This window comes from Fodinibius sediminis, assembly GCF_900182555.1.
Taxonomy (GTDB): domain Bacteria; phylum Bacteroidota; class Rhodothermia; order Balneolales; family Balneolaceae; genus Fodinibius; species Fodinibius sediminis.
Genome location: NZ_FXTH01000001.1, coordinates 148984 through 172101 on the forward strand (window position 1 = coordinate 148984; position 23118 = coordinate 172101).

Sequence of the window (23118 nt, forward strand, 5' to 3'; positions counted from 1 at the left end):
TAGAACGGTAAGAATTACACAGTATTTATTGAATGAGTCAGTACGAGAGGGGGGACTCGAACCCCCACGCCATAAAGGCACTAGATCCTAAATCTAGCGCGTCTACCAATTCCGCCACTCTCGCTATACGCTAAACCTCCTCCACCTGTTGTTTACGGGGGTTTCAGAGCCACGAAAACTACAGCTTTTTTGCTCTTTTTTCAACATAAATAATTCCCAGCAGCCTACGAATAACGCTATGAGACAAATAAGTATTTTTGTAGCTTAACCCGTCTGAAAAAAAATAAAAACATTACTTCGTATTATGTTTTTCAATCTTCGCCTCGTTTATATCACGACCAACAACAAGCAGGAAGCCAAATCCATCGGGCGCACACTGGTGGAAGAAAAACTCGCAGCCTGCATTAATATTGTGGACGGAATGGAATCCATTTACCGGTGGAAAGGAGAAATTGTCGAAGACCAGGAAACGCTTCTTATTGCCAAGACAACTTACCACAACGTAAATGAGCTGACCGAACGCGTAAAAGAGCTGCACAGCTACGACTGTCCCTGCGTGATCTCCCTCCAGCTTACTGAACAGGAAGGCAATGAAGAATACCAGCGCTGGCTGATAAAGAATTGCAAAAATCAGCAGATTGACTACGAAATCGAAGACATGTAAGTCATAACCGCCTCACTCGGCGGGATAACGGTCTTGGTTACCGATGCAGACCGCACTCCGTTTTCGACTGACTGTTCCACCGACCCTCGCGCCCCATCCCCGGTGCGGTGCAATGCGTACAGCCAACGGAATGATAGCCTTTTTCCCTGAGGGGATGCTGGGGCAACCCATGGCCGACGATATATTCCTGAACCAGCGAACTGTCCCAGTCAATCAGCGGGTAAAATTTCAGCATCTCATCCTTCCTGTCTACAATCTGGAGCCGGCTTCGGTGGCTGTTCTGAAAACCGATCAACCCCGACATCCAGACATCATGCTTTTCTTTTATTTTCTTGATTGGCTCCACTTTGTTGATTTGACAGCACCGGTCAGCATCCTGGCTCCATAGCTGTTTTTTCCTCGTCATGGCATGCTGATCGGAATTGGGACGCAGATCAATCACATTCAGGTCGAGGAGCCTGGTCAGCCTCTTCTTATAGGAAAGTGTTTCCTCAAAATGATAGCCGGTATCTATAAAGTAGACTGGACATTCCGGCTTGATACGACTTACCAGGTGTAACAGCACGGCCGAGGTCGTCCCAAACGAAGAAGTAACCAGCACCTTTTCAAAGGAGTTGAAAATCTGAGCGACCCGTGCGTCGACAATTTTGGTTGAAAGCGACTGATTTATCTTTTCTTTATTGACAAGATACATATAGATTCTTTTTTGAGACTATCTTCGTCCACATTCAAATCAAGCCTTAATCTAACAGTGAATAATTTAAAAGTCGAATATAAAAATAAGACCTGTCACGCCATTGTCAACCGACCCGGCACCCACAACGCCATCAATTTCCAAATCATGAGAGAGCTGGAAGGTCTCCTGGGGGACCTTGAGTCTGATCAGACTACGCGCTGTCTTATTCTATCGGGCGCCGGTTCCAAAACATTTATCTCCGGCGGTGACCTCCGGGAGTTTCACAGGCTGAAAAGCGCAGAAGAAGCCCGGGCGATGGCCAGCCGTATGCTGAGCATCCTGACCCGTATTGAGAAGCTTCCCTGCTGGACCATCGCCGGCATTAATGGTTCAACCTTCGGCGGAGGATGGGAAACCATGCTGGCCTTTGATTTTCGCATGGCAGCCGAACAAGCGACCTTCTGCTTTACCCAGGCTCAGTTTTACCTGCCCCCGGGCTGGGGTGGATTGACGAGACTCGTGGAACGGGTGGGACGTTCAACCGCCCTGCAGTGGCTGGCGGAGGCTAAACAGATTAATGCCCGCAAAGCACTGCGCTGCAACCTCATCGACCGCATTGTGGATTCCAATAACCTGCTTCCGGAGGCCCGGGCGTGGGCCGAGAAACTCGGACGGCACGACCGGGCGTTTATTCGAGATCTCAAAGAGGGGGCCCTGAGAGCTGCCCCGGCGCGATGGGAGGCCATTGAAGCCGAAACCGATGCCTTTGCCCGATGGTGGGAGGATGAACGTCACCGGCTGCAGGTAAAAAACTTTTTAGAAGACCGCCTGTAATTTCTGTCACCTGAATCTCCTCTCACGACCTACTCTTCAATCTTTTTCCGTAACATCATTTTTGTTTCATAGTGCCTGTCTCTGCGCAGCAGTTCTACACGCATGGAGTCGCCTTCGGCGTATTCTCTGAGCAGGGCCTGGGCATGCATTTTACTCTGAACACGCTCATCCCCGATCTTCAGGATGATGTCACCCGGCATTATTCCAGCTTCAAAAGCGGGTCCGTCCCTGTTGACGCTCTGTACCAATAAGCCGGGGATGACGCGGAGATTATATTTCGCTGCCATCTGATAAGTCATCTCCGTTGTCGTAAAGCCGGGGTCAAAAGGCAAATGTACCTCACCTGACGAGGCCAGCTGACGAATAATTTTCTGAACCCGGTTGCTGGGAATAGCGAAGCCGAGGCCCACAAAACCACTGCTGGTCCCCCCCGTAAAAATAAAGGTATTTACTCCAATCACCTTCCCTTCACTGTCAACCAGGGGTCCCCCCGAATTACCGCGGTTGATGGCGGCATCCGTCTGTATCATATCCACATAGACGCGGGGCTCATTGGGGTTGGGACGAAAGTCTCGATTTACAGCACTGACAACCCCCACTGTTACCGAGGGCTGGGCGGATTCGAACAGGCCAAAGGGATTTCCCACGGCCAGCGACCACTCACCTACAATAACACTGTCGGAATTACCGAACTCAACCTTCGGAAAGGAACGATCGGCATGCATTTTCAGCAGGGTCAGGTCCGCCAGTTCATCCGTGCCGAGCACTTCGGCCTCATACTGCTCCCCATCGGGAAGCGACACCATCACTTTTTTGGCATTGGCCCCCGCTACATGCTGGTTGGTGACAATCAGGCCGTCTTCGCTGATAATAAAACCCGAGCCCATACTGCTTACCTCGCGTTCTATCGGGGCCGAGAAGAACCGGTTATAAAACTGGTCGAACCCCAGCCGGCGCCCGCCCTGTATCACTTCTGTGACGGTAATACTCACAACGGCCGGACTTACTTTCTCGACGGCGCGAGTAATGGCCGTCTCCCGGCTTTCATTAATAGTCGTCTGGGCTACTCTCCGCTCCTGCTGCTGACCTGCCGGGATTCCTCCTGTTTCCGCAGGCCGGGATGTAAAAGTGGAAAGCGATGTTCCCGAGGCCCGATTGGTAATCCTGTCACGCTCAGCACTTACCTCGCTCCGGCGCAAGTTGTCTGAACAGCCTGCTCCCGCCAGGAACAGCAATAGTACCACGGTAAAGAAAAGTTTATACTTCATCCGTCTCAGGATATTTCGTGTTACGGCTTATCGACGCTTACCAGCTGCTTTGAACCAATTTCAACAATTTCCTTGATGGTTTCTTCGAGCGGTCCGGGATGCCAGGCACCGGAAGCTTTCTTGTGGCCTCCGCCACCAATCTCTCGGGCCCACTTATTCACATCCACCTCGTCACTTTTGGATCGCAGGCTCATTTTGACACCGTCACCGAGTGCCTTAAACAAAATCGCGGCCTTGATGCCGCGAACACTCAGCGGGTAGGCTACAAAGCCCTCGCAATCATCATTGGTTGTATTGGTTTCGTCAAGCATTTCTTCGGTAACGTACATAATGGCAATTTGATTGTCTTCAAACAATTCAATCGTCCCCATCGCCCTGCTAAGCAGGTGCAGCTGGTTCAGACTTTTGTTCGAAAACACTTTTTCGGCCACTTCGTTCGGCCGGAACTGCCCCAGCCGCAGCAGCTCCGAGGCGATATTCATGGTCTCGGGCGTAACACTATCATACTGCAGGGAACCGGTATCCGTCAGGATGCCCGTATAGAGCGCCTTTGCCACCTGTTCGTCAACCTGGGTAACATCATTTTGCAGAAAGAGGTGAAAAATAAGTTCACAGGTTGACGATGCTTTTTCGACCGATATGCTAAAGTCGAACCCGTCATGGGGGTCCGGATGATGGTCCACCATATAGGTCGGCTTGGGATCATCCTGGATATAGTCGGAATAACTGCCGAACCTTTTGGGAGAGTTTCCATCCAAAACGACATATGCATCGCATTTTCTGAGGAGCTTTTCTTTCGGTTCCCGAACAGGGAAATATTCTGAAAGCCATTGCAGATTCAACGGGACCGGATCATCATTGAAGGCGTAGGCTTTGATGCCGTTTTTTTTCAGCCAGAGGCAGGTTGCCACCTGCGCGCCGATACAGTCTCCGTCGGGGCGTATATGTGAATATACACCCACGGTGCGATATTGCTTAAGCTTTTGGATGAGTTCTTCAAACATAATAACGGATTAGACCGCGAAAAATAAGCTTAATAAAATGATACATAGCTTCGAAGAAAGCAATATTTTTTTCGGGCTTAAATCTTAGTCGTTTTTACCTTATCATACCCTCTCTGCCGCTTTTAACCGTCACTGTGAGTGGAACAACAATGAATCGTATCCTGATACTGTGCAATGGGAACCCACCCTCCAGGCAACTTTTGGAGGAGCATCACCGGGCATCAGATTATCTGATTGCAGCGGACGGCGGGGGCAATGTGGCACTCAGCATGGGGGTAGCTCCTGATATTGTTATCGGGGACCTCGACAGTTTTAAAGAAAACGGCTCTCATTCCTTTGATATCATCCGGCAGGCAGATCAAGAAACCAATGATCTCGAGAAAGCTCTGCTGCTGGCCCGGCGTGAGGGTGGACGAAAGATCGACATCCTCGGCGCAACCGGCCTCCGACTGGACCATACACTGAAAAATCTATCCGTGCTTAAACAGTTCAACGATGCTTTTCATCAAATAAGCATTATTGACGATTTTGGACAAACACTGCTTCTACCCCGCACATTCCGCTCTCCCATCGGCATCGGGACCCCTGTTTCCCTTTTTCCCCTGTCCGGCAAAGTGACGGGCATCACAACTGCCGGCCTCCAATATCCCCTCCGCGACGGTATCCTTGAAAACGGCGTGCGCGACGGATCATCCAATAAGGTAGTCGAAAGCCCGGTGGAAATCAGCTACAAGCAAGGCGACCTGCTGTTGTTTATTGCACGTAAGCCTCTTCGCTGAACCCCAGCTGTCCGCGGGAACCTGACAATCCTTTTCAGCTGCTGCCGGGAACTCGCCGGCTTCACATCGAACATCCGGCATCGCACCTAAAGCTTGCCCTTTTTTGAAGAGCAAGGGAAAAACCTCCCTTCCCGGTTCTATTCGTTTTCAACCTCTGTTTCGATCTCACTTCCCTCCTGTTCCTGCAGCCGAATCCTGACCCGCTCCATAACCTGCAAAGCCTCATCAGCCTGAGTTGCCATGCCTTGCAGATGTTCACGAAGCTGCTCCATGTCCTTACGCATCTCCTGGTCACGCATCATCTCCTCATCCTGGAACATAAGGTTAAACTGCTCCGCGGCATTTTTCATGTTTCCGAGGGTCATCTGCATCTGTTCATTAAACCGGTGCATCAGCTGGTAATGACTCTGCAACTGCTGTATCTGTTGGTTTATCTGCCGGTTCATCGCATGCGTCCGTTCAATAAGCTGGTTAATCCTCTGTACGGTCTCCTGCATCTGCTGCTGTTCCGGCTGCTGGGCAAAACCCGGAAGCGCTGTCATACAGCCAATAAATATGATCGTTAGCGCTCTTACAAGTGTTTTCATAGGAATCTTTGAATATTCTGTTAATCCGTTGCTGGTCATACTTCATAGAAAGTTCAATAATCTGCCAACCTTCTGATGACCATAAAACTCCCTGTTAACCTGTGGTCTTCTTTCTCTGACGGGTGTAGTCATAAAGATTACAAGTACCGATTTGACCATATTTCAACACGGCTTTCCAACCCTGACCAGAATTTTTTCTTCATTCTGACAAAGCATGCCTATATTTTGTAAGTTTTTGAGACTTGCAGGGGTAAATCAAATCAAACATGGCAAAACGTTTTCAACGCTACCGCTCAAAAATACTACGATGGACCGGGCGAATTGCGGGAACATTGGTCGTCACCTCGCTGCTCGCGGTCCTGCTTCTGCGCTGGATCCCTCCCATCAGCTCCTCTTTCATGATTCAGCGCGCGCTCTCCGCCTGGTGGAATGGAGAGGAGAATTTTGACCTTCACTACAGCTGGACTGACTGGGAAGGAATTTCGCCCCACCTCAAGATTGCGGCTGTTACTTCCGAAGATCAAAGCTTTGCCAGTCACTGGGGAATTGACTGGTCCTCTGTTCAAAAAGCGCTGGATGAATACAACCGGGGCGGTGACCTTAGGGGAGCAAGCACCATTACCCAGCAGACAGCCAAAAACCTATTCCTGTGGTCTGACCAGACGTATCTGCGAAAAGGGATTGAAGCCTATTTTGCCCTGGTCATTGAACTGTTCTGGTCCAAGAAGCGTATTCTTGAAGTCTACCTGAATATCGCGGAATTCGGCGATGGCATCTATGGTGTTCAGGCTGCCGCCGAGCACTATTTCAACACCACCCCCGGCAATCTTTCAAGGTCCCAAAGTGCGCTCATGGTTACGGCCCTTCCCTCCCCCAGGCGCTATAACCTGGCCCAGCCCTCCGGTTACATGCTCCAGCGGCGCGACTGGGTACTGCGCTACATGGACCTGCTGGGCAATGCCCATTACCTGGAAAAGCTTGACTGAACCAGTCCGTTAATGAAGGGTAATCAGATCAAGGATTATCGCATCCGCTATTTTGATTCCACGGTCCGAGAGCCTAAGCCGGGAATCAAGCGTGAGTTTCCCCTCTTCTTGGCGCTCCCTCAAATAAGCAATCTGCCGTCCGCTGAAGGAGTACAAATATCTTTTATTTAGTTGATCAAAGCTAACCCCCTCACGTGTCCTCAATCCCATCATCAGCCGCTCCTCGGCCAGCTGTTCCAGGGTCAGTCTTTCAGCATCGCTGCTGACATCTTCGCCCCTGAGGAATTCACGCAAGCTACGTTTTTGCTCCCATCGCACAGCCTCCCCCTCCCACCAGAAGGAGTGCGCCCCCGGCCCCAGGCCAAGATAATTGTGATGATTCCAATAGCTGCTGTTATGTACCGCCTCATAGCCGGGACGGCTGTAGTTGCTTACCTCATACCGTTCAATGCCCTGATCTATCAGCCGGGCATTAACCAAGTCAAAGTGGGCCGCCACCATCTCCTCTTCCGGTGGTATAACCCGTCCCAGCTTCACCTGTTTTCCCAGCCGGGTTCGGTCTTCCACAGTCAGAGAGTATGCAGATACATGCGGAGGATCAAAGTCCAGCAGCAGGTCCAGGTCTTTTTCCAGCTCCTCCAACTGCTGCCCCGGATTTCCATAGATAAGGTCCACCGTATAAGCTTCAAAAGCCGATTTATCCAGGAGGCGCAGACAGTCCAGCGCCTCCTCGCGGGAATGGGCCCGGTGCATAAATTCCAGCAGGGCCGGCTGAAAGCTTTGCACCCCCATGCTCAGCCTGGTTATCCCCAGGGAATAAAGATCCTCCAGGAACTCTGCATGCACATCATCCGGGTTCACCTCAAAGGTGATCTCACGAACTTCCATCGGGAATGTACGGCGAACAGCCTCCAGAATTCGTTCCACCTGCCGGGGTTCCAGAAGCGAAGGCGTGCCCCCGCCGAAGTAGATGGTCTGCACTGCCTCGGAAGTGAAAGAGGAGGCCTCATAGGATTCGATTTCCGAAACAAGGCGTTGCACAAAGTGCTCCCGCTCGGAGGTCCGGGTCACAAAATAGAAATCGCAATAGGAACACGCCTGTTTGCAGAACGGAATATGGATATAGATTCCAGCCAAGACATCAATAAGGTTAGTTCATGACTCTTTCTGTTCCTGCATCACTCATAAGCAGCCCTCAGCCTCTGGTGTAGAAGGGGTTGGTCTCGTAGGTATCTTTCTGCATGTAGGCGCGGGAGTATTTCACATAATTGTCAGCATGCTCTTTGATGGATGCGACCTCTTCATCCGTAAGCTTCCGGGTCTGCCTTGCCGGGGAGCCCATATACATATAGCCGGCCTCCAGGCGCTTGCCCGGCGGAACCAGGCTGCCGGCGGCAACCATAACATCCGATTCGATAACTGCTTTGTCGAGCACTGTGGCATGAATACCAATAAGTGCCCGGTCGTGGATGGTACAACCGTGGATCATGGCGTTATGTCCCACGGTAACTTCGCTGCCGATCCTGGTGGGACCGGTCTGGTTCATCACATGGATGCATGCATTATCCTGGATATTGGTCCGTTCACCGATCTCAATCCAGTTTACATCGCCGCGGATGGTCGTGTTGAACCAGACGCTGCTCTCTTTGCCCAGTACAACATCCCCGATGATATCCGCACTTGGCGCCACAAAGACAGATTCCGGGTAGTCGGGTTTTCGGTCAAGAAATTCGTAAATCATAACAACTAAAAACATTAATTACTGGCATAATCAGACAGCACCACAGGCTGTTTTCTGACCAATTGTTATAAGTTAGTGAACTCATAACTCAGAACAAACCCATAAACGCTCTTGCTTTTTGATAGGGATCCCGGGCCATGCAGATGGCCGAAGATACAGCAATCATATCAGCCCCCGCCCCGATAACCTCCGGAGCGTTGTCGAGCGTGATCCCCCCGATGGCCACCACGGGAATAGAAAGCGCACTGCATACCTCCCGAAGCATCTCCAGCCCGCGGGGCGGGTAATCTTTTTTCTTTGTTTGGGATTCAAAAATATGACCCAGCGCCACATAGTCGGCTCCCTGCTGCTCTACCAGACGAGCTTCCTCCACTGTGGATGAGCTGCCCCCAATAATTCTTGCTTCTCCCAGCAAAGAACGAGCCGTCTTGATTGGAAGATCGTCCTGCCCGAGATGAACACCGTCTGCCTTACCGGCCAGCACATAGTCGGCCCGGTCATTGACGATAAGAGAGGTGCCCGTGCCCGCAAGGCTGTCAGCAATACCCCTGATATCAGCAAGTGCCCGGCGCCCCCCGGTCTCCTTGTTCCGGTACTGCACCACTGGCACACCGGCTCTTTGGGCCTGCTCGGCAAGCTCTCTGTGGCTAAAACGCTGCTGCCTGCTGGTATCGGTAATCAGGTAAACACCAGATAATCTATTGCTCATAATGAATCCAAAGTCAATTTCCATTGGTCAACGGCATGAGGTATGGAATCAGTGGCCATAACCGATGATATACCTCCCACGCCCCAGGCGCCGGCTGTCCGACACTCGACGGCCCGCTTCGGAGTAATGCCCCCTACAGCCAGAGTCGGTATCCCCGCCGCCCCGGCAATGTCCTTCAAGGCAGCAAGTCCCTGGGGCGCCCCATATTTTGCTTTCGATGCCGTGTAGAAGACCGGGCCAAACAGCAAAAAATCAGCCCCCTCCCTTTCTGCCCGCCGGGCGGACTGAAGCGAGTGAACACTGACTCCAACCGACAGCGACGGTTCCAGCTGTTTCACATCCCGGGAACTCATACTTGTCTCACGGCAGTGCACCCCGTCAGCTCCCACTCCCAGCGCGACATCCACCCGGTCGTTGATAAACAGCTTAGCATTCCACCGGGCGGTTACCTCCCGCAGCTGCTCGGCCATGGCAAACAGGGCGCGCCCCCCCAGGTCTTTCTCTCGCAATTGCACGGCTTTGATCCCCTGTCGGCAGGCCGCGGCCACAACATCGGGCAGGGGCCGGGGCCGGCACTGGCGGCGGTCCGTAATCAGGTAATATCGAAAGTCCAGGCTATTACTCATCAGTCCCCGACACTTCGATCCGTCCCCCCATCGGGCTCGAGGCACTGGCATACAGGCGCCGTGGCATCCGTCCCGCCTCAAAAGCAGCGCGCCCGGCTTCTATTGCCTTCCGCATCGCTCCGGCCATCTGCACAGGGTGCCTGGCCTGTGAAATGGCCGAGTTCATCAAAACCGCATCCATCCCCAGCTCCATGGCAATTGCAGCATCGGATGCCGTTCCAACCCCGGCATCCACAATAACCGGCACATCAACCTGCTCGCGGATAATGCGAAGATTATACGGGTTCCGGATGCCCATGCCGGAACCGATGGGGGCCCCAAGGGGCATGACGGCAGCACAACCCATATCCGAAAGCTTACGACAGGTTATGGGATCATCATTGGTGTAGGGCAAGACGATAAAATCATCCAGCAGAAGCTGTTCTGCAGCTTTCAGAAGCTCCGGGACATCGGGAAACAGTGTTTCATCATCACCGATAACCTCCAGCTTGATCCAGTTTGTACCGAGGGCCTCCCGGGCAAGGCGTGCTGTTGTCACCGCCTCCTTGGCCGTATAGCAGCCCGCGGTGTTGGGGAGCAGGAAAAAATTATCCTCCTTCAGGTAGCTCAGGATATCTTCCCCGTCCTTTCCGGTCAGGTTGGCCCTGCGAATAGCCACCGTTACCATTTCTGCCCCGCTGGCCCGCAGCGAATCCCGCATGGTCTTTGGATCAGGAAAGCGCGCGCTGCCTACAATCAGGCGTGAAGTAAATGCTTGGTCTGCTATCGTTAATGCACTCATAATAGTATGCTTAGCTTAAGGTGAATATTATCCTCCCTGTGTGGCCCGGATGATCTCTATATGATCATCGCTGTTCAGCTGATAGCTGTTCCACTGGTCCCGGGTGATTACCGTATCATTGACAGCAACGGCAATGCCCTTCTCTGAACCGCTCATGTCAAACTTCTGAAGCAGTGTACTCAAGGTTTCTGTATCCGTTTCGACCTCTTCTCCATTTATCGTCAATTTCATAATGATCTCCTTTTAACGTTGTCAATTATTAAAACGCTGGGGACGAAAGGGATTCAACAGCTCCGACCCGTCCTCATTCAATATCTCCTCAACCATCGCATATATTGTCACCGGTGCCATCAAGATACCGTGACGGTAGTGGCCGGTAGCATAATATAACCCATTAATATCGGATTCCCCCAGGACCGGCCGATGATCCCGGCTCGCAGGACGAAGGCCGGCCATGACTTCCACAAATGGAAGATCAAAAATCGAGGGCACCATCTCCCAGCCGTGTTCCAGCAATTCTTTTTGTCCCCCGGCCGTGGGACGGGTGTCAAATCCTTTCTCTTCCGAGGTCGCCCCCAGGCGAATCGTACCGTCCTCCTTGGGCACCATGTACATTCGCGGGGAGCGTACGGTCCCCTTCAGCGGGCAATCATCGGTCTTTTCCAGCGTGATAATCTGACCTTTTACCGGGCGCACCGGAGGGCGGATCGGCCCGGGGATCCCGCCAATCTGCTGCGACCAGCAGCCGGCAGCCAAGACCACATTGTCAAATTCAAACGCTTCCTTTCCCGTTCTCAGGCCCGTTATCATCGACCCATCCACCTGTACCTTCCGGACCGCAGTATGTTCTTTCAGAACACCTCCCGCCCCTTCAAAGGCCTCCTTCATCTTGTGAAGGAGTTTCCGGTTGTCAACCTGGGCATCCTCGGGCAGCCACAGGGCTGATACCACATTCGGGGACAGCAGGGGTTCCCGCTCCCGTGCTTCCGTACCGGTAAGAAGTTCCACACTTAAGTTCAGCTCCCTGCGAAAATCATACAGCCGCTTCAGATACTCCGTATCGTCCCGGTCTATACCTGCCATCATCGTTCCACACTGGTCAAACACAGGTGCTTCCTCCACCTGTTCCGACAGTTCATCCAACAACTGCGGATACAAGTGCAGGCTCTTCCGGCTAAATTCCATCAGGGGCACTTCTTCAAACCCCACTTCGGCATAGGGCGCCAGCATGCCCGCAGCGGCTCTGCTTGCCCCTTCTCCAATTGTATCCCGCTCGAAGAGGGTGACGTCCTGCCCCCTGCGTACCAGCTGCCAGCCGATGCCGAGCCCAATAATGCCCCCGCCAATAATGCCTATATTCATATTCTGTCCCCTCTATATGCTGTTAATAATCCTTCCATTCCAAACCTCAGCCTTTAAAATTATAGGCTTCACGAAGCGGCCATTGTTCCTGTTCATACGCACTCTTCCAGAACATCCATTCCAGTTCCGTCGACTTCACAAACGCATCCGACATTTGCTCCCTCCTGTACTCGGGCTCCTGTTCTGCAACAGCATTGGTAATGCTTATAGCCTCATTGACCCCCTCGTTGAAATCTTCCCCCGCATAGGTATTGATCCAGTCGCTGTAGGGATTGTGCTTAGAAGCCTGTTTATAAATTTCCAATCCCACTTCACGGTATATCCAGAAGCAGGGGAGCAGGGCTGCGATGGAGATGACGTTGTCTTTTGTTGTAGCCGTGGATAGCAGGAAATTTGTATAGGCAAAGCAGGAAGGTGATTTTTCGGCGTCCATTGCCACCCCGTATTCCCTGTAATATTCTTCATGCAGCTGTCCCTCCACCACGGCTACATCCGCGGCAAAACGGAAAAAACTATTCATATGATCCGAACCCTGCGACCGTACCCCTGCCAGTGACAGGGCCCGTGAAAAGTCTGCAAGATAAAGCGTATCCTGTTTCAGATAGAATAAGAACACCTCCTCCGGCAGGATCCCGGCTGTGAGTTCCGTAATGAACGGCAGCTCCAGTATGGCCTTGTAAATAGGTTCAATTTCCTTCCAAAGTTGATCTGTGAATTTCATCTGTCCCTGTTCTTTTGAATGAATACTAGTCCCAGAATTGATAAAAATGATGCAACGGTCCGCCGCCCTTCCCGATATCATACCGGCTGCCGGCTGCTATAGCGCCCGTAATATATGTTTTCGCATTGTCCACCGCCTCCGGCCAGGTTTTCCCCTTGGCTAATCCGGAAGCAATGGCCGATGAGAGCGTACAACCCGTTCCATGGGTGTTGTCGGTTGCTACCCGTTCCGCCTCGTACCAGTAGATGTCCCTGCCCTGCTCATCAGGCTCCTGCAATACCAGGCAGTCCAGGCTCTGCTCATCATCAAAATGGCCTCCTTTAAGCAGCACCGACCCCGAACCGAAGCGCAGCAGAGAGCGAGCGGCCTGTTCCATCTTCGAACGATTCTCAATTTCGATACCGAGCAGTGTTTCCGCCTCCGGCAGATTCGGGGTTATCATGGCGCTAAGGGGAAAAAGCGTGTGCTTGAGAACTTCTACCGCATCATCCTCAATGAGCTTCGCCCCGCTCTGGGACACCATTACCGGATCCAGAACCACCCGTTCAATGTCGTGAAAGCTCAGGCGGTCGGCCACAGCCTCCATAATCCGCTGATTAAACAGCATCCCGATCTTGACTGCATTCACCCCCAGGTCTTCTACGACCGTGTCGATCTGCAGGGCAACGTATTCGGGCGGAAGTGCATGGATGCCCCGCACTTCATGGGTATTCTGGGCCGTCAGAGCCGCCAGGGCTGACATTCCGTAACAGCCCATCGCAGAAAATGTTTTCAGGTCGGCCTGAATGCCGGCTCCTCCTCCACTATCGGAAGTAGCTATGGTCAATACCCGGTGGTATGATCGTTTTTCGGTGCTTGATGACATATTCTATGGTTGATTAAAATGTTTGAATTCCTGCCGGCGGATCTGTACCCGCTCCCCGTTGTGAAAGGTATAAAGGCCCGGGGGACCTGAAGCGACGGAACCAATGACATGCAGCGGCCGGCCGAACCGTTCTTCAAACCGGCGGGCCAGCCGATCATAATGCCTGCCGGCTACCGTCAAAAGAAGGCAATAGTCTTCACCCCCTGCCGCTGCCAGCTCCCGGACCTCTTCCGGGCTGCCGTAAATACGGCCGAAAGCCTCGAATGCCGGGGACAAGGGGAGCTTATCCAGTGCAATATTGATACCGCACTGGCTCTGCCGGCTCAGGTGGCGGGCATCGCTGAGCAGCCCGTCGGAAAGGTCTATCATGGCATGTACCGAAGACTGTTGTCCCAGCCAGCGGCCGGCATGCATTTCGGGACGGGGACGGCAATGCCGGCCGGCCAGGTACCTGCGGTGAGCCTGGGATAACGACTGGAATTTACGGGAATGTGCCAGCAATGACAGTCCCGCAGCTGAATCACCCAGCGGGCCCGTCACACACAGCCGGTCGCCGGGCTGTGCCTGGCTTCTCAGTTTCAGGTGCTCGGATTTCACATGGCCGATTATCATTACAGAAACCACAACATCGTGCTCAGACCGGGTCGTGTCACCGCCAAGAAGCGGAATATCGTATTCCCCTGCCCGTTCCAGCAGCCCGTCCCGAAAACTGTCAAGCCAGTCCACCCGCAGCTTTCCGGGCAGTGCCAGCGAAAGGAAAAAGTGATCGGGCCAGCCCCCCATGGCTGCGATATCGGGAAGATTGACCGACAGTGCCTTGTGGCCCAGGTCTTCAGGATCGATGGTTTTTCTTTTGAAATGAACTCCCTCTATAAGCAAATCAGTGCTGATCAGCTGTTTTTGCCCCTGCACACCCGGCACGACGGCACAATCGTCGCCGATGCCAAGAGTATCCTCGGGCAGAACAGCATCCGCAAAACGGCGGATAATCTGCTCTTCGCCCAGATCAGCTATGGTTTTGGGAGGTTGTGGTGACGAATCAGCCATACTATTGGTTATGCTGCTCGCCGCCGGAGAGGCAGGGGAAAATCTATACCGGTAGATTTGTCGTTTCCCTACGCTGGTTTTAGCCAGATCAGGTAGTCAGGATGTTATCTCAGCCACGATACTGCAGCACTCCTAACGACAAGCAATAAATTATTTGTTTAAAACCAAGCTATCCTTTTATCCCATTCTTTGCAACCACTGTTTACAAATCAGCCTGCCCGCAGGCAACCCGGGCTTCTCGTCCCAGCCCCGCGGTACAGCAAAATTATATTCTGAAAGCCATCAGCCCTGCTGTTGCTCCAGGTGCTTCTGGATGATAGCTTCAAATTCCTCGTAGCTCTTGGGAAGCGGGTCCACCTTTTCTCCCTCAATGAAGAAGGTCGGCGTGGAATTCACCCCCTTGCTTACGCCTTCCTGCCGCTGTTGCATAACGGCCTCCTGGGTTTCAGCGGCATTCAATTCATCGGTAAACTGGTTCATATCCAGCCCGATTTCACGCGCATAGTTCACAATAGCCATCGCCGGGTTGGAAGATCGGGACCACTGTTCCTGGTTTTCGAAGAGCATCGAGTGCATTTCATAAAATTTGCCCTGGTTTCTGGCAGCCTCTGCCGCCCGGGCCGCAAGGGCTGCATAACGGTGACTGTTGAGCGGGAAATAGCGCATCCGGAACTCAATATCATCCCCCATATTCTGCTTTAACCGTTCCACAATGGGATGAAAATAACCGCAGGCCGGACACTGGTAATCGCTGTATTCCGTAATAATCAGCTTGTCGGAATCAGCCGAGGCGGATGACTGGGCCTCAGTATCAGAATTCTGGCAGCTTATCAAAAAGAGTGTAGCCAGTGCCATCAAAAGTATATTCTTGCTTCTTAAAATCATGATGCTAAAAATGCTTGTTTTAATTTACCTGCTAATATAAACCCGTTTCCGACAATAGAAAAACCAGGCGCACGATACTCCCCCTTGCCGGAACCGAAGGGCGAACCCAATGCTGAATTCGGATTAATATAGCTTTTTGTACGTAAAAGAGTAAACGATTCTTGCCTTTAATCCGCAGCTGAATCCGCCTGCTCGATCATCTCCAGCCGCTTCTGCTTAAATTCATCCCCCTGCCTCCAGGTCTGCATCCGCTCCGCGTTGATCATCCGGTAGCCAGCCTGGAAAAACAGGCGCACGTCACGCACCATGCCACTGAGGTCCCAGTAGTTGTTCACCTCGTCGTTGACCGTATGGTAGTTGGCATTCTGCAGGCTGTCCACCGTGGCTGCATAATCGGACGGCTTGTCAACATATTGCGTGCCGGCATTGGGAAAAATAGCGGGAATGCCCTGCTTGGCCAGGGCAAAATGGTCGGACCGGTAAAAATAGCCGCGATCGGGATGGGGATCGGCTTTCACCTCCACCCCCTGCTCGGCTGCCACTTCTTCTATCACGTCGCTCACGCTGTTGCGGCCATAGCCCACCAGCACGATATCGCTGGTTTTGCCATAGACATTCATGCCATCCAGGTTGATATTCGCCGTGACCCTGCCCGGGGACACCGTGGGATGCGCCGCCCAGTATTTGGCTCCCAGCAGCCCCACCTCTTCGGCCCCGACAAACAAAAAGAGCAGGCTGCGCTTCAGCTGCGGCTGCAGCTTCTGATAAGAGCGCGCCAGATTCAGCACCGCACTGACGCCGGCGGCATTATCGAGCGCCCCGTTATTGATGGAATCGCCCTCTACCGGCTTGGTTATCCCAAGATGATCATGGTGAGCCGTAAACACCGCGTACTCATCCTTGAGTTCATTACTGCTGCCCTCAAGAAGCCCCAGCACATTTTTCGCATTTTTTTCGCGGTAGGTGGCCGAAAGGTCCAGATGCATTGACAGCCCCTCCAGGGGCACAGGAGTAAACGAACGATCCTCAGCAGCCTCGAGCTGGCTTTTGAGATCAAGTCCTGCACTTTTAAACAGCTCAGAACTTGCCTCTTCGGTCAGCCACCCATTAAACTTCGTGGGTGCACCCTTCATCTCCTCGTTGCCCCGAAGGTAGAACTGTTCCCTGTTCCACCCGTTCGCCACAACATTCCATCCATAGCCAGCCGTGGGGGTGGTGTGGATGATAAGTACCCCGGCCGCTCCCATCTCGCGGGCTTTCTCATACTTGTAATCGTAGCGACCGTAATACAGGCGCGTATTTCCCTTAAACAGCTCCGGGTCACCGGCGGGATCGCTGTTCTTGACAACCAGCACTTTTCCTTTCACATCCGCCTCCTTGAAATCATCCCAGTTCTCCTCGGGAGCCTGGATGCCATAGCCCACATACACCAGCTGGGCGTCTTCGATGGTCACTTCTCCCTCCAGGTTGCTGGGCCAGGCCATAAAATCGGCATAGTAATCGAAGGTATGAATGATACGTCCATCTTTGGAGATGGTCAGTCGGGCTTCTTCAGACGTCTTCTGTCCCACCAGCGGAACCTCCTGCACATAACCTCCATCCGGCATCCCTCCTTTGAGACCATATTTTTTGAGCTGGCTCACCAGATAGTCAACTGTTTTTTCCTCACCGGCCGTACCCGTACTGCGTCCCTGGAACTCATCCGAGGACAAGACCTTGATGGGCCTCATCAGGCTTTCTTCTGTTATCGTTTCCGATACTTCCTCAATGGGGGAACGCATGCACCCCATGATGAGGGCAAGCATCCATAAAACCGGGAAAAAGTTTTTCATCGCCTTCCTTTTACTGCTGTTCACCTATGATTTTTGTTTTACCTCAAGGTACAGGCATTTTGTAGTATTGCCAAGCTATGTTTCCGAGTTCGCACCGCTGCTCCATCTCGACTGGAGATAGTACCCAAGGAGAACAAACGCACCGCCAACTCCAATAAAGAGCAAAATACGCCCGAGCGCCGGCAGCTGGGAAAGATCAACCAGGAACAATTTGCCCACGACAAGGAAAACGGTTGCCATCCCCGCCAGGCGGACCTTCTGCTGATCCTGAAGGAACCCTGTAATAAGCAGCCCGGAGGCATACAGCCCCCAAACCACGGAAACCCAGGCCTGTCCATCCGGCAGACCCGCCAGCACCTGGTGTATCCAAAGGAGCACCACCAGGTAGATGAGCGTACGATAGGCCAGCTTCATATCGGCCTGCTCCAGCCAGTGCGGAATGATGGTACCGCCGGCAACAAGAAAAATGAGCTGTGCCACGGCCCGGCTGTCAAGGCCTGCATTGTTCAGCAGGCTGTGTGCCGTCCAAATGACAACTGCTGCAAAAAGAATGTGAGCTCCGGCATCAACCCTGAGATCGTATGTCCGGCGAGCCACATACCGCAGCGCCACGGCCTCAGCCGTCAGAAGCACATACAGAAGTGTCCCGTTGAAATACAATACCACTCCTGCCGTAAGCATGATAAGCGCCATAAAACCGTGCGATGCCGCCAGAGGATGGGCGTTCTTCTGGTACAGCTGCAGGTAACCGACCGCGCCTATGCCTGCAAAACCAAAAGCGACCAGGGCCAGCCCCGGCCGGGAGAGATCCCAGTGGGCCGCCATGAGCGGGAGCAGCCACAGGAATATCCAGAAGGTCGACAAGTGCACGGTGGTACCGGGAGCCTTCTTCCCGCGAACAACAGCGTGCACCACCCCGGTGCCCCAGGTTGCCAGTGCCCAAACTGCCATGCCGCCCTGTAGCACCCAGTGGTCCGACAGGGTTGCTGCAGGTTCCATAAACAGCGAAGCTACCACGCCAACCCCCATAATCCCCAGTCCGCCGGCCAGCATACTCCAAAGTAGTGATGCCCATCCCTTCTGGTAATAAATAACCGCCCCGGCTCCCATCACCAGGGTGGTATACCCCATCAGCATGGCAATGCTGCCGGAGCCACTGTAGAGCATAAAGGGCGTGCCCAGTGCACCCAGCATCCCCGTCACCGAAAGGATGGGTTCATTCTGTTGCAGCGAAAGCGACAATGCCAGCAGGGTGACCGCAACCATGAACGCCCAAGTCAGCATGTCCGGCACAAAATCATAGAGCTGGTAGGTGGCAAAGCCGGTGATGTACAAAACCGCAATGCCCCCTCCCAGCAGCACCTGCCGGAAAGGGGGCATGGATTCACGCATCCCAAAACCGGTTCCCAGAAGCAGGCTCCCGATGCCCAGGCCGATGGCACTGCGCACCGGTGGAACAAGCCATCCCTGGTCAATGGAATATTTAAACAGGAATACCACGCCGAACAGCAGAAGCCCCATCCCTATACGGTTAAGCCACTGCTCCCCGAACTGGATCTTCCCCAGTGTCGCCCACCGGCGATCAAACGGACCGGTGCCCTCCTCTTCTGCCTGACCCTTGTCTGAGGTGCCGGCGGGGGGAACCTGCTCCCCTGTGGCGTTCAAACGTTTTTCAAGCATTTCCACCTTTTGTTCAAGACGGCAAAGCCTGTCCTCTAACTCTTCCCTGCTTTGATCAGACATTGTTAATAGCTATTATGAGAACGAATAGACGTGCGCACGCTGCGCTTCCATGCCATACGCTGTACATAATTGTGATACTTTGACAGAATAACAATACAGCCTTATGAGCTCATTCAAAAATAAAAATGTTCTAATTACAGGAGGCGCCAGCGGCATAGGTCTGCTCATGGCCAAAGAGTGCATACGGGAACAGGCCGCCGCTGTTGCCATCTGGGATATAAACGAGTCAACCGCCGACAAGCTTTTCGGTGATGAATTTGCCGGCAGCCCGACCCAGCTTATCACAAAGCAGGTGGATATCAGCAAAGCAGAGCAGGTTACCGAGGCCGGCAAACAGCTGGCCGGAGCCCTGTCGGCAGTCGATATTCTCATCAACAACGCTGGTATCGTGGTGGGTGGACCCTTCGAGCAGCTCTCCCATGAACAGATCCGGCAGACCGTAGCAATAAATCTGCTGGGCGCCATGCATGTAACCCGGACCCTCCTTCCCGATATGCGCAGGCAGCCGTCCGGCCATATTGTAAACATCGCCTCCGCGGCCGGCCTGATGCCCAACCCCGGCATGGCTGTCTATGCGGCCAGCAAATGGGGGATGATCGGCTGGTCGGAATCGCTTCGCCTGGAGCTGGAAGAGCAGCAGGCCGATATTCGCGTGACCACGGTCGAACCCAGTTACATCGACACGGGGATGTTCGCCGGCGTACGTCCCCCGCGGCTCACCCCGCTGCTGGATCCCGGTGATATCGCCCACCGTATCATCCGTGCCGTGAAAGACAACCGTATTATCCTCCGCGCTCCTTTCATGGTCAGGCTGGTACCCTTTCTCCGGGGCATCCTCCCGGCACGGGCCTTTGACTACGTGGCCGGCAAGCTGTTCCGCGTCTACCATTCCATGGACACCTTCACCGGAAGAACCCAGAAAAAGCTATGACAAAGATCGCAGAACGCCAGCACCTTTTTTTTAAAGAGGGGAAAAGCCGGGACCCCGGCTTTCGTATCGATCAGCTCCGAAAGCTCAAGGCCCTGCTTCAGCAGTATGAAAAGGAGTTTATCGAAGCTCTCCGCGCCGACTTCGCCAAACCCTCTTTTGAGACTTATGGCACCGAACTGCTTATTCTCTACAGTGAAATTGACTACTTTACCACCCACCTAAAGGACTGGAGCAGGCCCCGAAAAGTAAGTGAGTCGCTACTTACCTTTCCATCCAAAAGCTATGTATACCCCCAGCCGTACGGCGTGACGCTGGTGATTGGTGCATGGAACTATCCCCTCCAGCTTTCGATGAGCCCTGTCCTTGGCTCCCTGTCCGCCGGGAATTGCGCCATCCTGAAACCCTCGGAGGTAAGCACAAACACTGCATCCCTGCTGGCCGACGTCATAAACCCAAACTTTGACCCCGGGTACCTGCATGTGGTGCAGGGCGGTGCGGATACCACACAGGAGCTGCTGGCTGAATCCCTGGACTACATCTTCTATACCGGCGGCCTGCGGGTCGGCAAAATCATCATGCAGGCCGCGGCCGAACAGCTCACGCCCCTTACGCTTGAACTGGGAGGGAAGTCGCCCGCCATTATCGACCGGACAGCCGACCTCGAGCTTGCCGCCCGGCGAATCAGCTGGGGTAAATTCATCAATGCGGGTCAAACCTGCGTGAGCCCCGACTATACCTATATCCACGAATCACAGGCCCCGGAATTCTGCGAGCTGATGAAGAAGCAGATCGACCTTTTTTATGGGCCTGATCCGGCTGAAAGTCCCGATTTTGCCCGCATCATCAACCGCAAACACTTTAACCGGCTGAAGGGGCTTCTGGACCCGGATAAGATTGTAACCGGCGGCCGAACCAGAGCCGAAGATCATTATATTGCTCCTACTGTCATGACCGATATAAGCTGGCAGGACCCCGTGATGCAGGAAGAGATCTTCGGCCCGATCCTGCCCGTACTCACCTACCGGCAGGTTGACCGTGCCCTGCGTGCCATCAGGGATCATCCCAAACCGCTGTCGCTGTACCTTTTTTCCACTGACAGGAAAATGCAGGACCGGATTATTGAAGAAATTCCTTTTGGAGGCGGGTGCATCAATGATACCGTGGCGCACCTGGGCAACCTGGACCTCCCCTTCGGGGGCATCGGCAACAGCGGCTTCGGAAGCTACCACGGCAAAAGCAGCTTCGAGCTGTTCTCTCACCAGAAAAGCGTCATGAAGCGGTCAACCTGGCTGGATATCCCGATGCGCTACCCGCCCTACGGCGATAAACTCAAATGGCTGAAAAAAATCACCTCATACCTATGACTAATACATTCCGAGCCCTCGTTGTCGAAGAAACCGCCGATGACCAATTCCACCGATCCGTCCGCCAATGGCCGGTCGATCAGCTGCCCGAACACGCAGTACTGGTACGCGTGCACTACTCCTCCCTCAACTACAAGGACGCCCTCTCGGCTTCCGGAGACAAGGGAGTTACCCGGCAGTACCCGCACATCCCCGGCATTGATGCTGCCGGGGTAGTGCAAAAGAGCAGGAATGCCCGCTTCCACCAGGGAGACCGCGTCATTGTGACCAGCTACGATCTGGGCCAAAACACCCCCGGCGGCTTCGGACAGTTCATCCGCGTGCCCGCCAGCTGGGTGGTCCCCCTGCCCGAGGGACTGACCCTCCGCGAAAGCATGGCCCTGGGCACTGCGGGGCTTACAGCAGCCATCGGGGTGCACCATCTGCGCCAACATCAGGTCAAGCCCGACGGCGGTGACGTACTGGTGACGGGGGCTACCGGCGGAGTGGGGACCATGGCCATCTCGATCCTTGCACGGCTGGGCTACGAGGTGGCTGCGGCCACCGGCAAGACAAACCGGGCCTCTTTCCTCAAAAAGATCGGGGCACATTCCGTCATCCAGCGGGATGAAGTGCAGGACCAGAGCGGCCGTCCCCTGCTCAGCAGCCGGTGGGCCGGGGCCATCGACACTGTCGGCGGCCGCATGCTCGATACGGCGCTTCGGCAGACCCAGCCGAACGGCACCGTTTCCTGCTGCGGCAATGTAGCGGGAGGCGAACTTCACACCAGCGTCTATCCTTTCATTCTGCGCGGCATCACCCTGGCCGGCATCGACAGCGGCAACTGCCCCATGAGGCTTCGCCGGCAGCTGTGGGAGCACCTTGCCACCAGCTGGAAACCCCGGCACCTGGAGGAGATCAGCCGGGAGTGTTCGCTCGACGAGCTCAGCACTGAAATTGATAAGATCCTGGAGGGCGGACAGGTCGGCCGCGTTGTGGTAAAACATTAAAGCATCCCGCAGATACCTAAAGCAATCTAAACCACAACTGGCTTAATTTTCTTACCGAGATCCGGATCACTTTCATCCCGGGCTTTTTCCAGCTCATATTGTGCTTGCAGTCTAAGCCGCATTTCCGGGCTGGTTCCTAAAACTAATCCAAAACGGATAGCCGTATCACCAGTGATATTTCGTTTTCCCCTAACGATTTCATTAACCCGGTTGGCGGGTACATCAATGCTTCGGGCAAAGGCTCGCTGAGAAACACCCATAGAATCTAAGAATACTTCTTTCAGGATTTCCCCCGGATGAATGGGCGGTATAAAAGGTTGGTTAGTCATGGCTTTTGGCTGTTTTACAGTAGCTACCTTCTAGTGATAATTCACTATTTCAATATTGTATGCATCACTTTCGTGCCACTCAAAACAAATGCGCCACTGTCCCAAGCGATCTCCGGAATGTTGTTCCAGCCGATTTCCAGGAGGAACTTTTAAATCATCCAGAGAACTGGCGGTGTGAATAAGCAAAAGCTTTCGCTTTGCCCGCTTGAGAATCTCCGGAGGCAGCTTCCTTGCCTGTCCCCGATTAAAAATTGTTCCCGTCTGCTTATCACTAAAAGAACGTATCATATGTGTTATTTGCTATGTAACACGTAACAACATAGCTTTTAAGAACCTTCTTCCAACGGAATTCTCAACGTATTTTAAACGTCAACTTATATTAGACGACCCAAAAA

At 53.4% G+C, this 23118-nt stretch carries 26 protein-coding genes, 1 tRNA gene and 1 riboswitch; of the genes, 7 read left to right on the forward strand and 20 right to left on the reverse strand.

Annotation, left to right across the window (positions count from 1 at the left end; all coding sequences use genetic code 11):
* Positions 1-41: 41 nt before the first annotated feature.
* Positions 42-124, reverse strand: a tRNA-Leu gene (locus tag FN808_RS00640).
* A gap of 180 nt (positions 125-304) precedes the next feature.
* Here FN808_RS00640 and cutA point away from each other — a divergent pair.
* Positions 305-664 (forward strand): divalent-cation tolerance protein CutA, encoded by a 360-nt coding sequence (gene cutA / locus FN808_RS00645; protein WP_142712605.1) that lies wholly within the window; start codon positions 305-307, stop codon positions 662-664.
* A gap of 37 nt (positions 665-701) precedes the next feature.
* Here cutA and FN808_RS00650 read toward each other — a convergent pair whose 3' ends face one another.
* A complete protein-coding gene (locus FN808_RS00650; protein ID WP_142712606.1) occupies positions 702-1358 on the reverse strand; it encodes a phosphoadenylyl-sulfate reductase in 657 nt (218 codons plus the stop codon).
* 57 nt (positions 1359-1415) lie between these two features.
* On the opposite strand from FN808_RS00650, the gene FN808_RS00655 reads away from it, so the two are divergent.
* Positions 1416-2174: an enoyl-CoA hydratase/isomerase family protein gene (locus FN808_RS00655; RefSeq protein WP_185958177.1), complete on the forward strand. Its 759-nt coding sequence runs from the start codon at positions 1416-1418 to the stop codon at positions 2172-2174.
* Positions 2175-2203: 29 nt separating this feature from the next.
* Here the strand turns inward: FN808_RS00655 and FN808_RS00660 are convergent, their stop codons facing one another.
* Together FN808_RS00660 and FN808_RS00665 are read right to left on the reverse strand one after the other, a co-directional pair.
* Positions 2204-3442 carry a S1C family serine protease gene (locus tag FN808_RS00660; RefSeq protein ID WP_142712608.1) on the reverse strand — a complete coding sequence of 413 codons (1239 nt, stop codon included), beginning with the start codon at positions 3440-3442 and terminating at the stop codon, positions 2204-2206.
* Positions 3443-3462: 20 nt separating this feature from the next.
* On the reverse strand, positions 3463-4446 hold the full coding sequence (locus tag FN808_RS00665; protein ID WP_142712609.1) for a DHH family phosphoesterase: 984 nt from the start codon (positions 4444-4446) through the stop codon (positions 3463-3465).
* A gap of 149 nt (positions 4447-4595) precedes the next feature.
* On the opposite strand from FN808_RS00665, the gene FN808_RS00670 reads away from it, so the two are divergent.
* A complete protein-coding gene (locus FN808_RS00670) occupies positions 4596-5225 on the forward strand; it encodes a thiamine diphosphokinase (RefSeq protein ID WP_185958178.1) in 630 nt (209 codons plus the stop codon).
* A gap of 137 nt (positions 5226-5362) precedes the next feature.
* Here the strand turns inward: FN808_RS00670 and FN808_RS00675 are convergent, their stop codons facing one another.
* On the reverse strand, positions 5363-5812 hold the full coding sequence (locus FN808_RS00675; protein ID WP_142712611.1) for a hypothetical protein: 450 nt from the start codon (positions 5810-5812) through the stop codon (positions 5363-5365).
* A gap of 266 nt (positions 5813-6078) precedes the next feature.
* Here FN808_RS00675 and mtgA point away from each other — a divergent pair, with 266 nt between their 5' ends.
* Positions 6079-6798 carry a monofunctional biosynthetic peptidoglycan transglycosylase gene (mtgA, locus tag FN808_RS00680; protein ID WP_142712612.1) on the forward strand — a complete coding sequence of 240 codons (720 nt, stop codon included), beginning with the start codon at positions 6079-6081 and terminating at the stop codon, positions 6796-6798.
* Between the two features lie 9 nt (positions 6799-6807).
* Here mtgA and hemW read toward each other — a convergent pair whose 3' ends face one another.
* The 13 genes from hemW to FN808_RS00745 all read right to left on the reverse strand — a co-directional run bounded on the left by hemW (position 6808) and on the right by FN808_RS00745 (position 19110).
* On the reverse strand, positions 6808-7935 hold the full coding sequence (gene hemW / locus FN808_RS00685; protein ID WP_142712613.1) for a radical SAM family heme chaperone HemW: 1128 nt from the start codon (positions 7933-7935) through the stop codon (positions 6808-6810).
* Positions 7936-7993: 58 nt separating this feature from the next.
* Entirely contained in the window at positions 7994-8539 is a 546-nt protein-coding gene (locus FN808_RS00690) for a gamma carbonic anhydrase family protein (RefSeq protein WP_142712614.1), read from the reverse strand.
* 88 nt (positions 8540-8627) lie between these two features.
* Positions 8628-9248 carry a thiamine phosphate synthase gene (gene thiE, locus FN808_RS00695; protein WP_142712615.1) on the reverse strand — a complete coding sequence of 207 codons (621 nt, stop codon included), beginning with the start codon at positions 9246-9248 and terminating at the stop codon, positions 8628-8630.
* Positions 9245-9874: a thiamine phosphate synthase gene (gene thiE, locus FN808_RS00700; protein WP_185958179.1), complete on the reverse strand. Its 630-nt coding sequence runs from the start codon at positions 9872-9874 to the stop codon at positions 9245-9247. The genes thiE (FN808_RS00695) and thiE (FN808_RS00700) overlap by 4 nt, the downstream gene beginning before the upstream one ends.
* Positions 9867-10655 (reverse strand): thiazole synthase, encoded by a 789-nt coding sequence (locus FN808_RS00705; protein ID WP_142712617.1) that lies wholly within the window; start codon positions 10653-10655, stop codon positions 9867-9869. Before FN808_RS00705 ends, thiE (FN808_RS00700) begins: the two co-directional genes overlap by 8 nt.
* A 27-nt stretch (positions 10656-10682) precedes the next feature.
* Positions 10683-10886 carry a sulfur carrier protein ThiS gene (gene thiS / locus FN808_RS00710; RefSeq protein WP_142712618.1) on the reverse strand — a complete coding sequence of 68 codons (204 nt, stop codon included), beginning with the start codon at positions 10884-10886 and terminating at the stop codon, positions 10683-10685.
* 21 nt (positions 10887-10907) lie between these two features.
* Entirely contained in the window at positions 10908-12017 is a 1110-nt protein-coding gene (gene thiO / locus FN808_RS00715; protein WP_142712619.1) for a glycine oxidase ThiO, read from the reverse strand.
* Between the two features lie 46 nt (positions 12018-12063).
* Positions 12064-12738 (reverse strand): thiaminase II, encoded by a 675-nt coding sequence (tenA, locus tag FN808_RS00720; RefSeq protein ID WP_142712620.1) that lies wholly within the window; start codon positions 12736-12738, stop codon positions 12064-12066.
* 25 nt (positions 12739-12763) lie between these two features.
* Positions 12764-13603, reverse strand: a complete 840-nt coding sequence (gene thiD, locus FN808_RS00725; protein ID WP_142712621.1) for a bifunctional hydroxymethylpyrimidine kinase/phosphomethylpyrimidine kinase — start codon at positions 13601-13603, stop codon at positions 12764-12766.
* Between the two features lie 3 nt (positions 13604-13606).
* The gene (thiL, locus tag FN808_RS00730; protein ID WP_142712622.1) at positions 13607-14650 is read right to left on the reverse strand and encodes a thiamine-phosphate kinase; all 1044 of its coding nucleotides are present in this window, start codon (positions 14648-14650) and stop codon (positions 13607-13609) included.
* Between the two features lie 48 nt (positions 14651-14698).
* A riboswitch (TPP riboswitch) is annotated at positions 14699-14794 on the reverse strand.
* A 138-nt stretch (positions 14795-14932) separates the two neighbouring features.
* Positions 14933-15505 carry a DsbA family protein gene (locus FN808_RS00735; RefSeq protein WP_185958180.1) on the reverse strand — a complete coding sequence of 191 codons (573 nt, stop codon included), beginning with the start codon at positions 15503-15505 and terminating at the stop codon, positions 14933-14935.
* A 197-nt stretch (positions 15506-15702) separates the two neighbouring features.
* The gene (locus FN808_RS00740) at positions 15703-17367 is read right to left on the reverse strand and encodes a M20/M25/M40 family metallo-hydrolase (protein ID WP_142712624.1); all 1665 of its coding nucleotides are present in this window, start codon (positions 17365-17367) and stop codon (positions 15703-15705) included.
* Positions 17368-17442: 75 nt separating this feature from the next.
* Complete coding sequence (locus tag FN808_RS00745) at positions 17443-19110, reverse strand: DUF2339 domain-containing protein (protein WP_142712625.1); 1668 nt, start codon at positions 19108-19110, stop codon at positions 17443-17445.
* A 103-nt stretch (positions 19111-19213) separates the two neighbouring features.
* Between FN808_RS00745 and FN808_RS00750 the strand changes: the two genes are divergently transcribed.
* The 3 genes from FN808_RS00750 to FN808_RS00760 are packed head-to-tail and all read left to right on the forward strand — an operon-like array spanning position 19214 to position 22394.
* Entirely contained in the window at positions 19214-20041 is an 828-nt protein-coding gene (locus FN808_RS00750; protein ID WP_142712626.1) for an SDR family oxidoreductase, read from the forward strand.
* A complete protein-coding gene (locus FN808_RS00755; protein ID WP_142712627.1) occupies positions 20038-21405 on the forward strand; it encodes an aldehyde dehydrogenase in 1368 nt (455 codons plus the stop codon). The genes FN808_RS00750 and FN808_RS00755 overlap by 4 nt, the downstream gene beginning before the upstream one ends.
* The gene (locus FN808_RS00760) at positions 21402-22394 is read left to right on the forward strand and encodes a YhdH/YhfP family quinone oxidoreductase (RefSeq protein ID WP_142712628.1); all 993 of its coding nucleotides are present in this window, start codon (positions 21402-21404) and stop codon (positions 22392-22394) included. The genes FN808_RS00755 and FN808_RS00760 overlap by 4 nt, the downstream gene beginning before the upstream one ends.
* A 26-nt stretch (positions 22395-22420) precedes the next feature.
* Here FN808_RS00760 and FN808_RS00765 read toward each other — a convergent pair whose 3' ends face one another.
* Together FN808_RS00765 and FN808_RS00770 are read right to left on the reverse strand one after the other, a co-directional pair.
* Positions 22421-22723, reverse strand: a complete 303-nt coding sequence (locus FN808_RS00765; protein WP_142712629.1) for a HigA family addiction module antitoxin — start codon at positions 22721-22723, stop codon at positions 22421-22423.
* Between the two features lie 30 nt (positions 22724-22753).
* A complete protein-coding gene (locus FN808_RS00770) occupies positions 22754-23011 on the reverse strand; it encodes a type II toxin-antitoxin system RelE/ParE family toxin (RefSeq protein WP_142712630.1) in 258 nt (85 codons plus the stop codon).
* Positions 23012-23118: the final 107 nt, after the last annotated feature.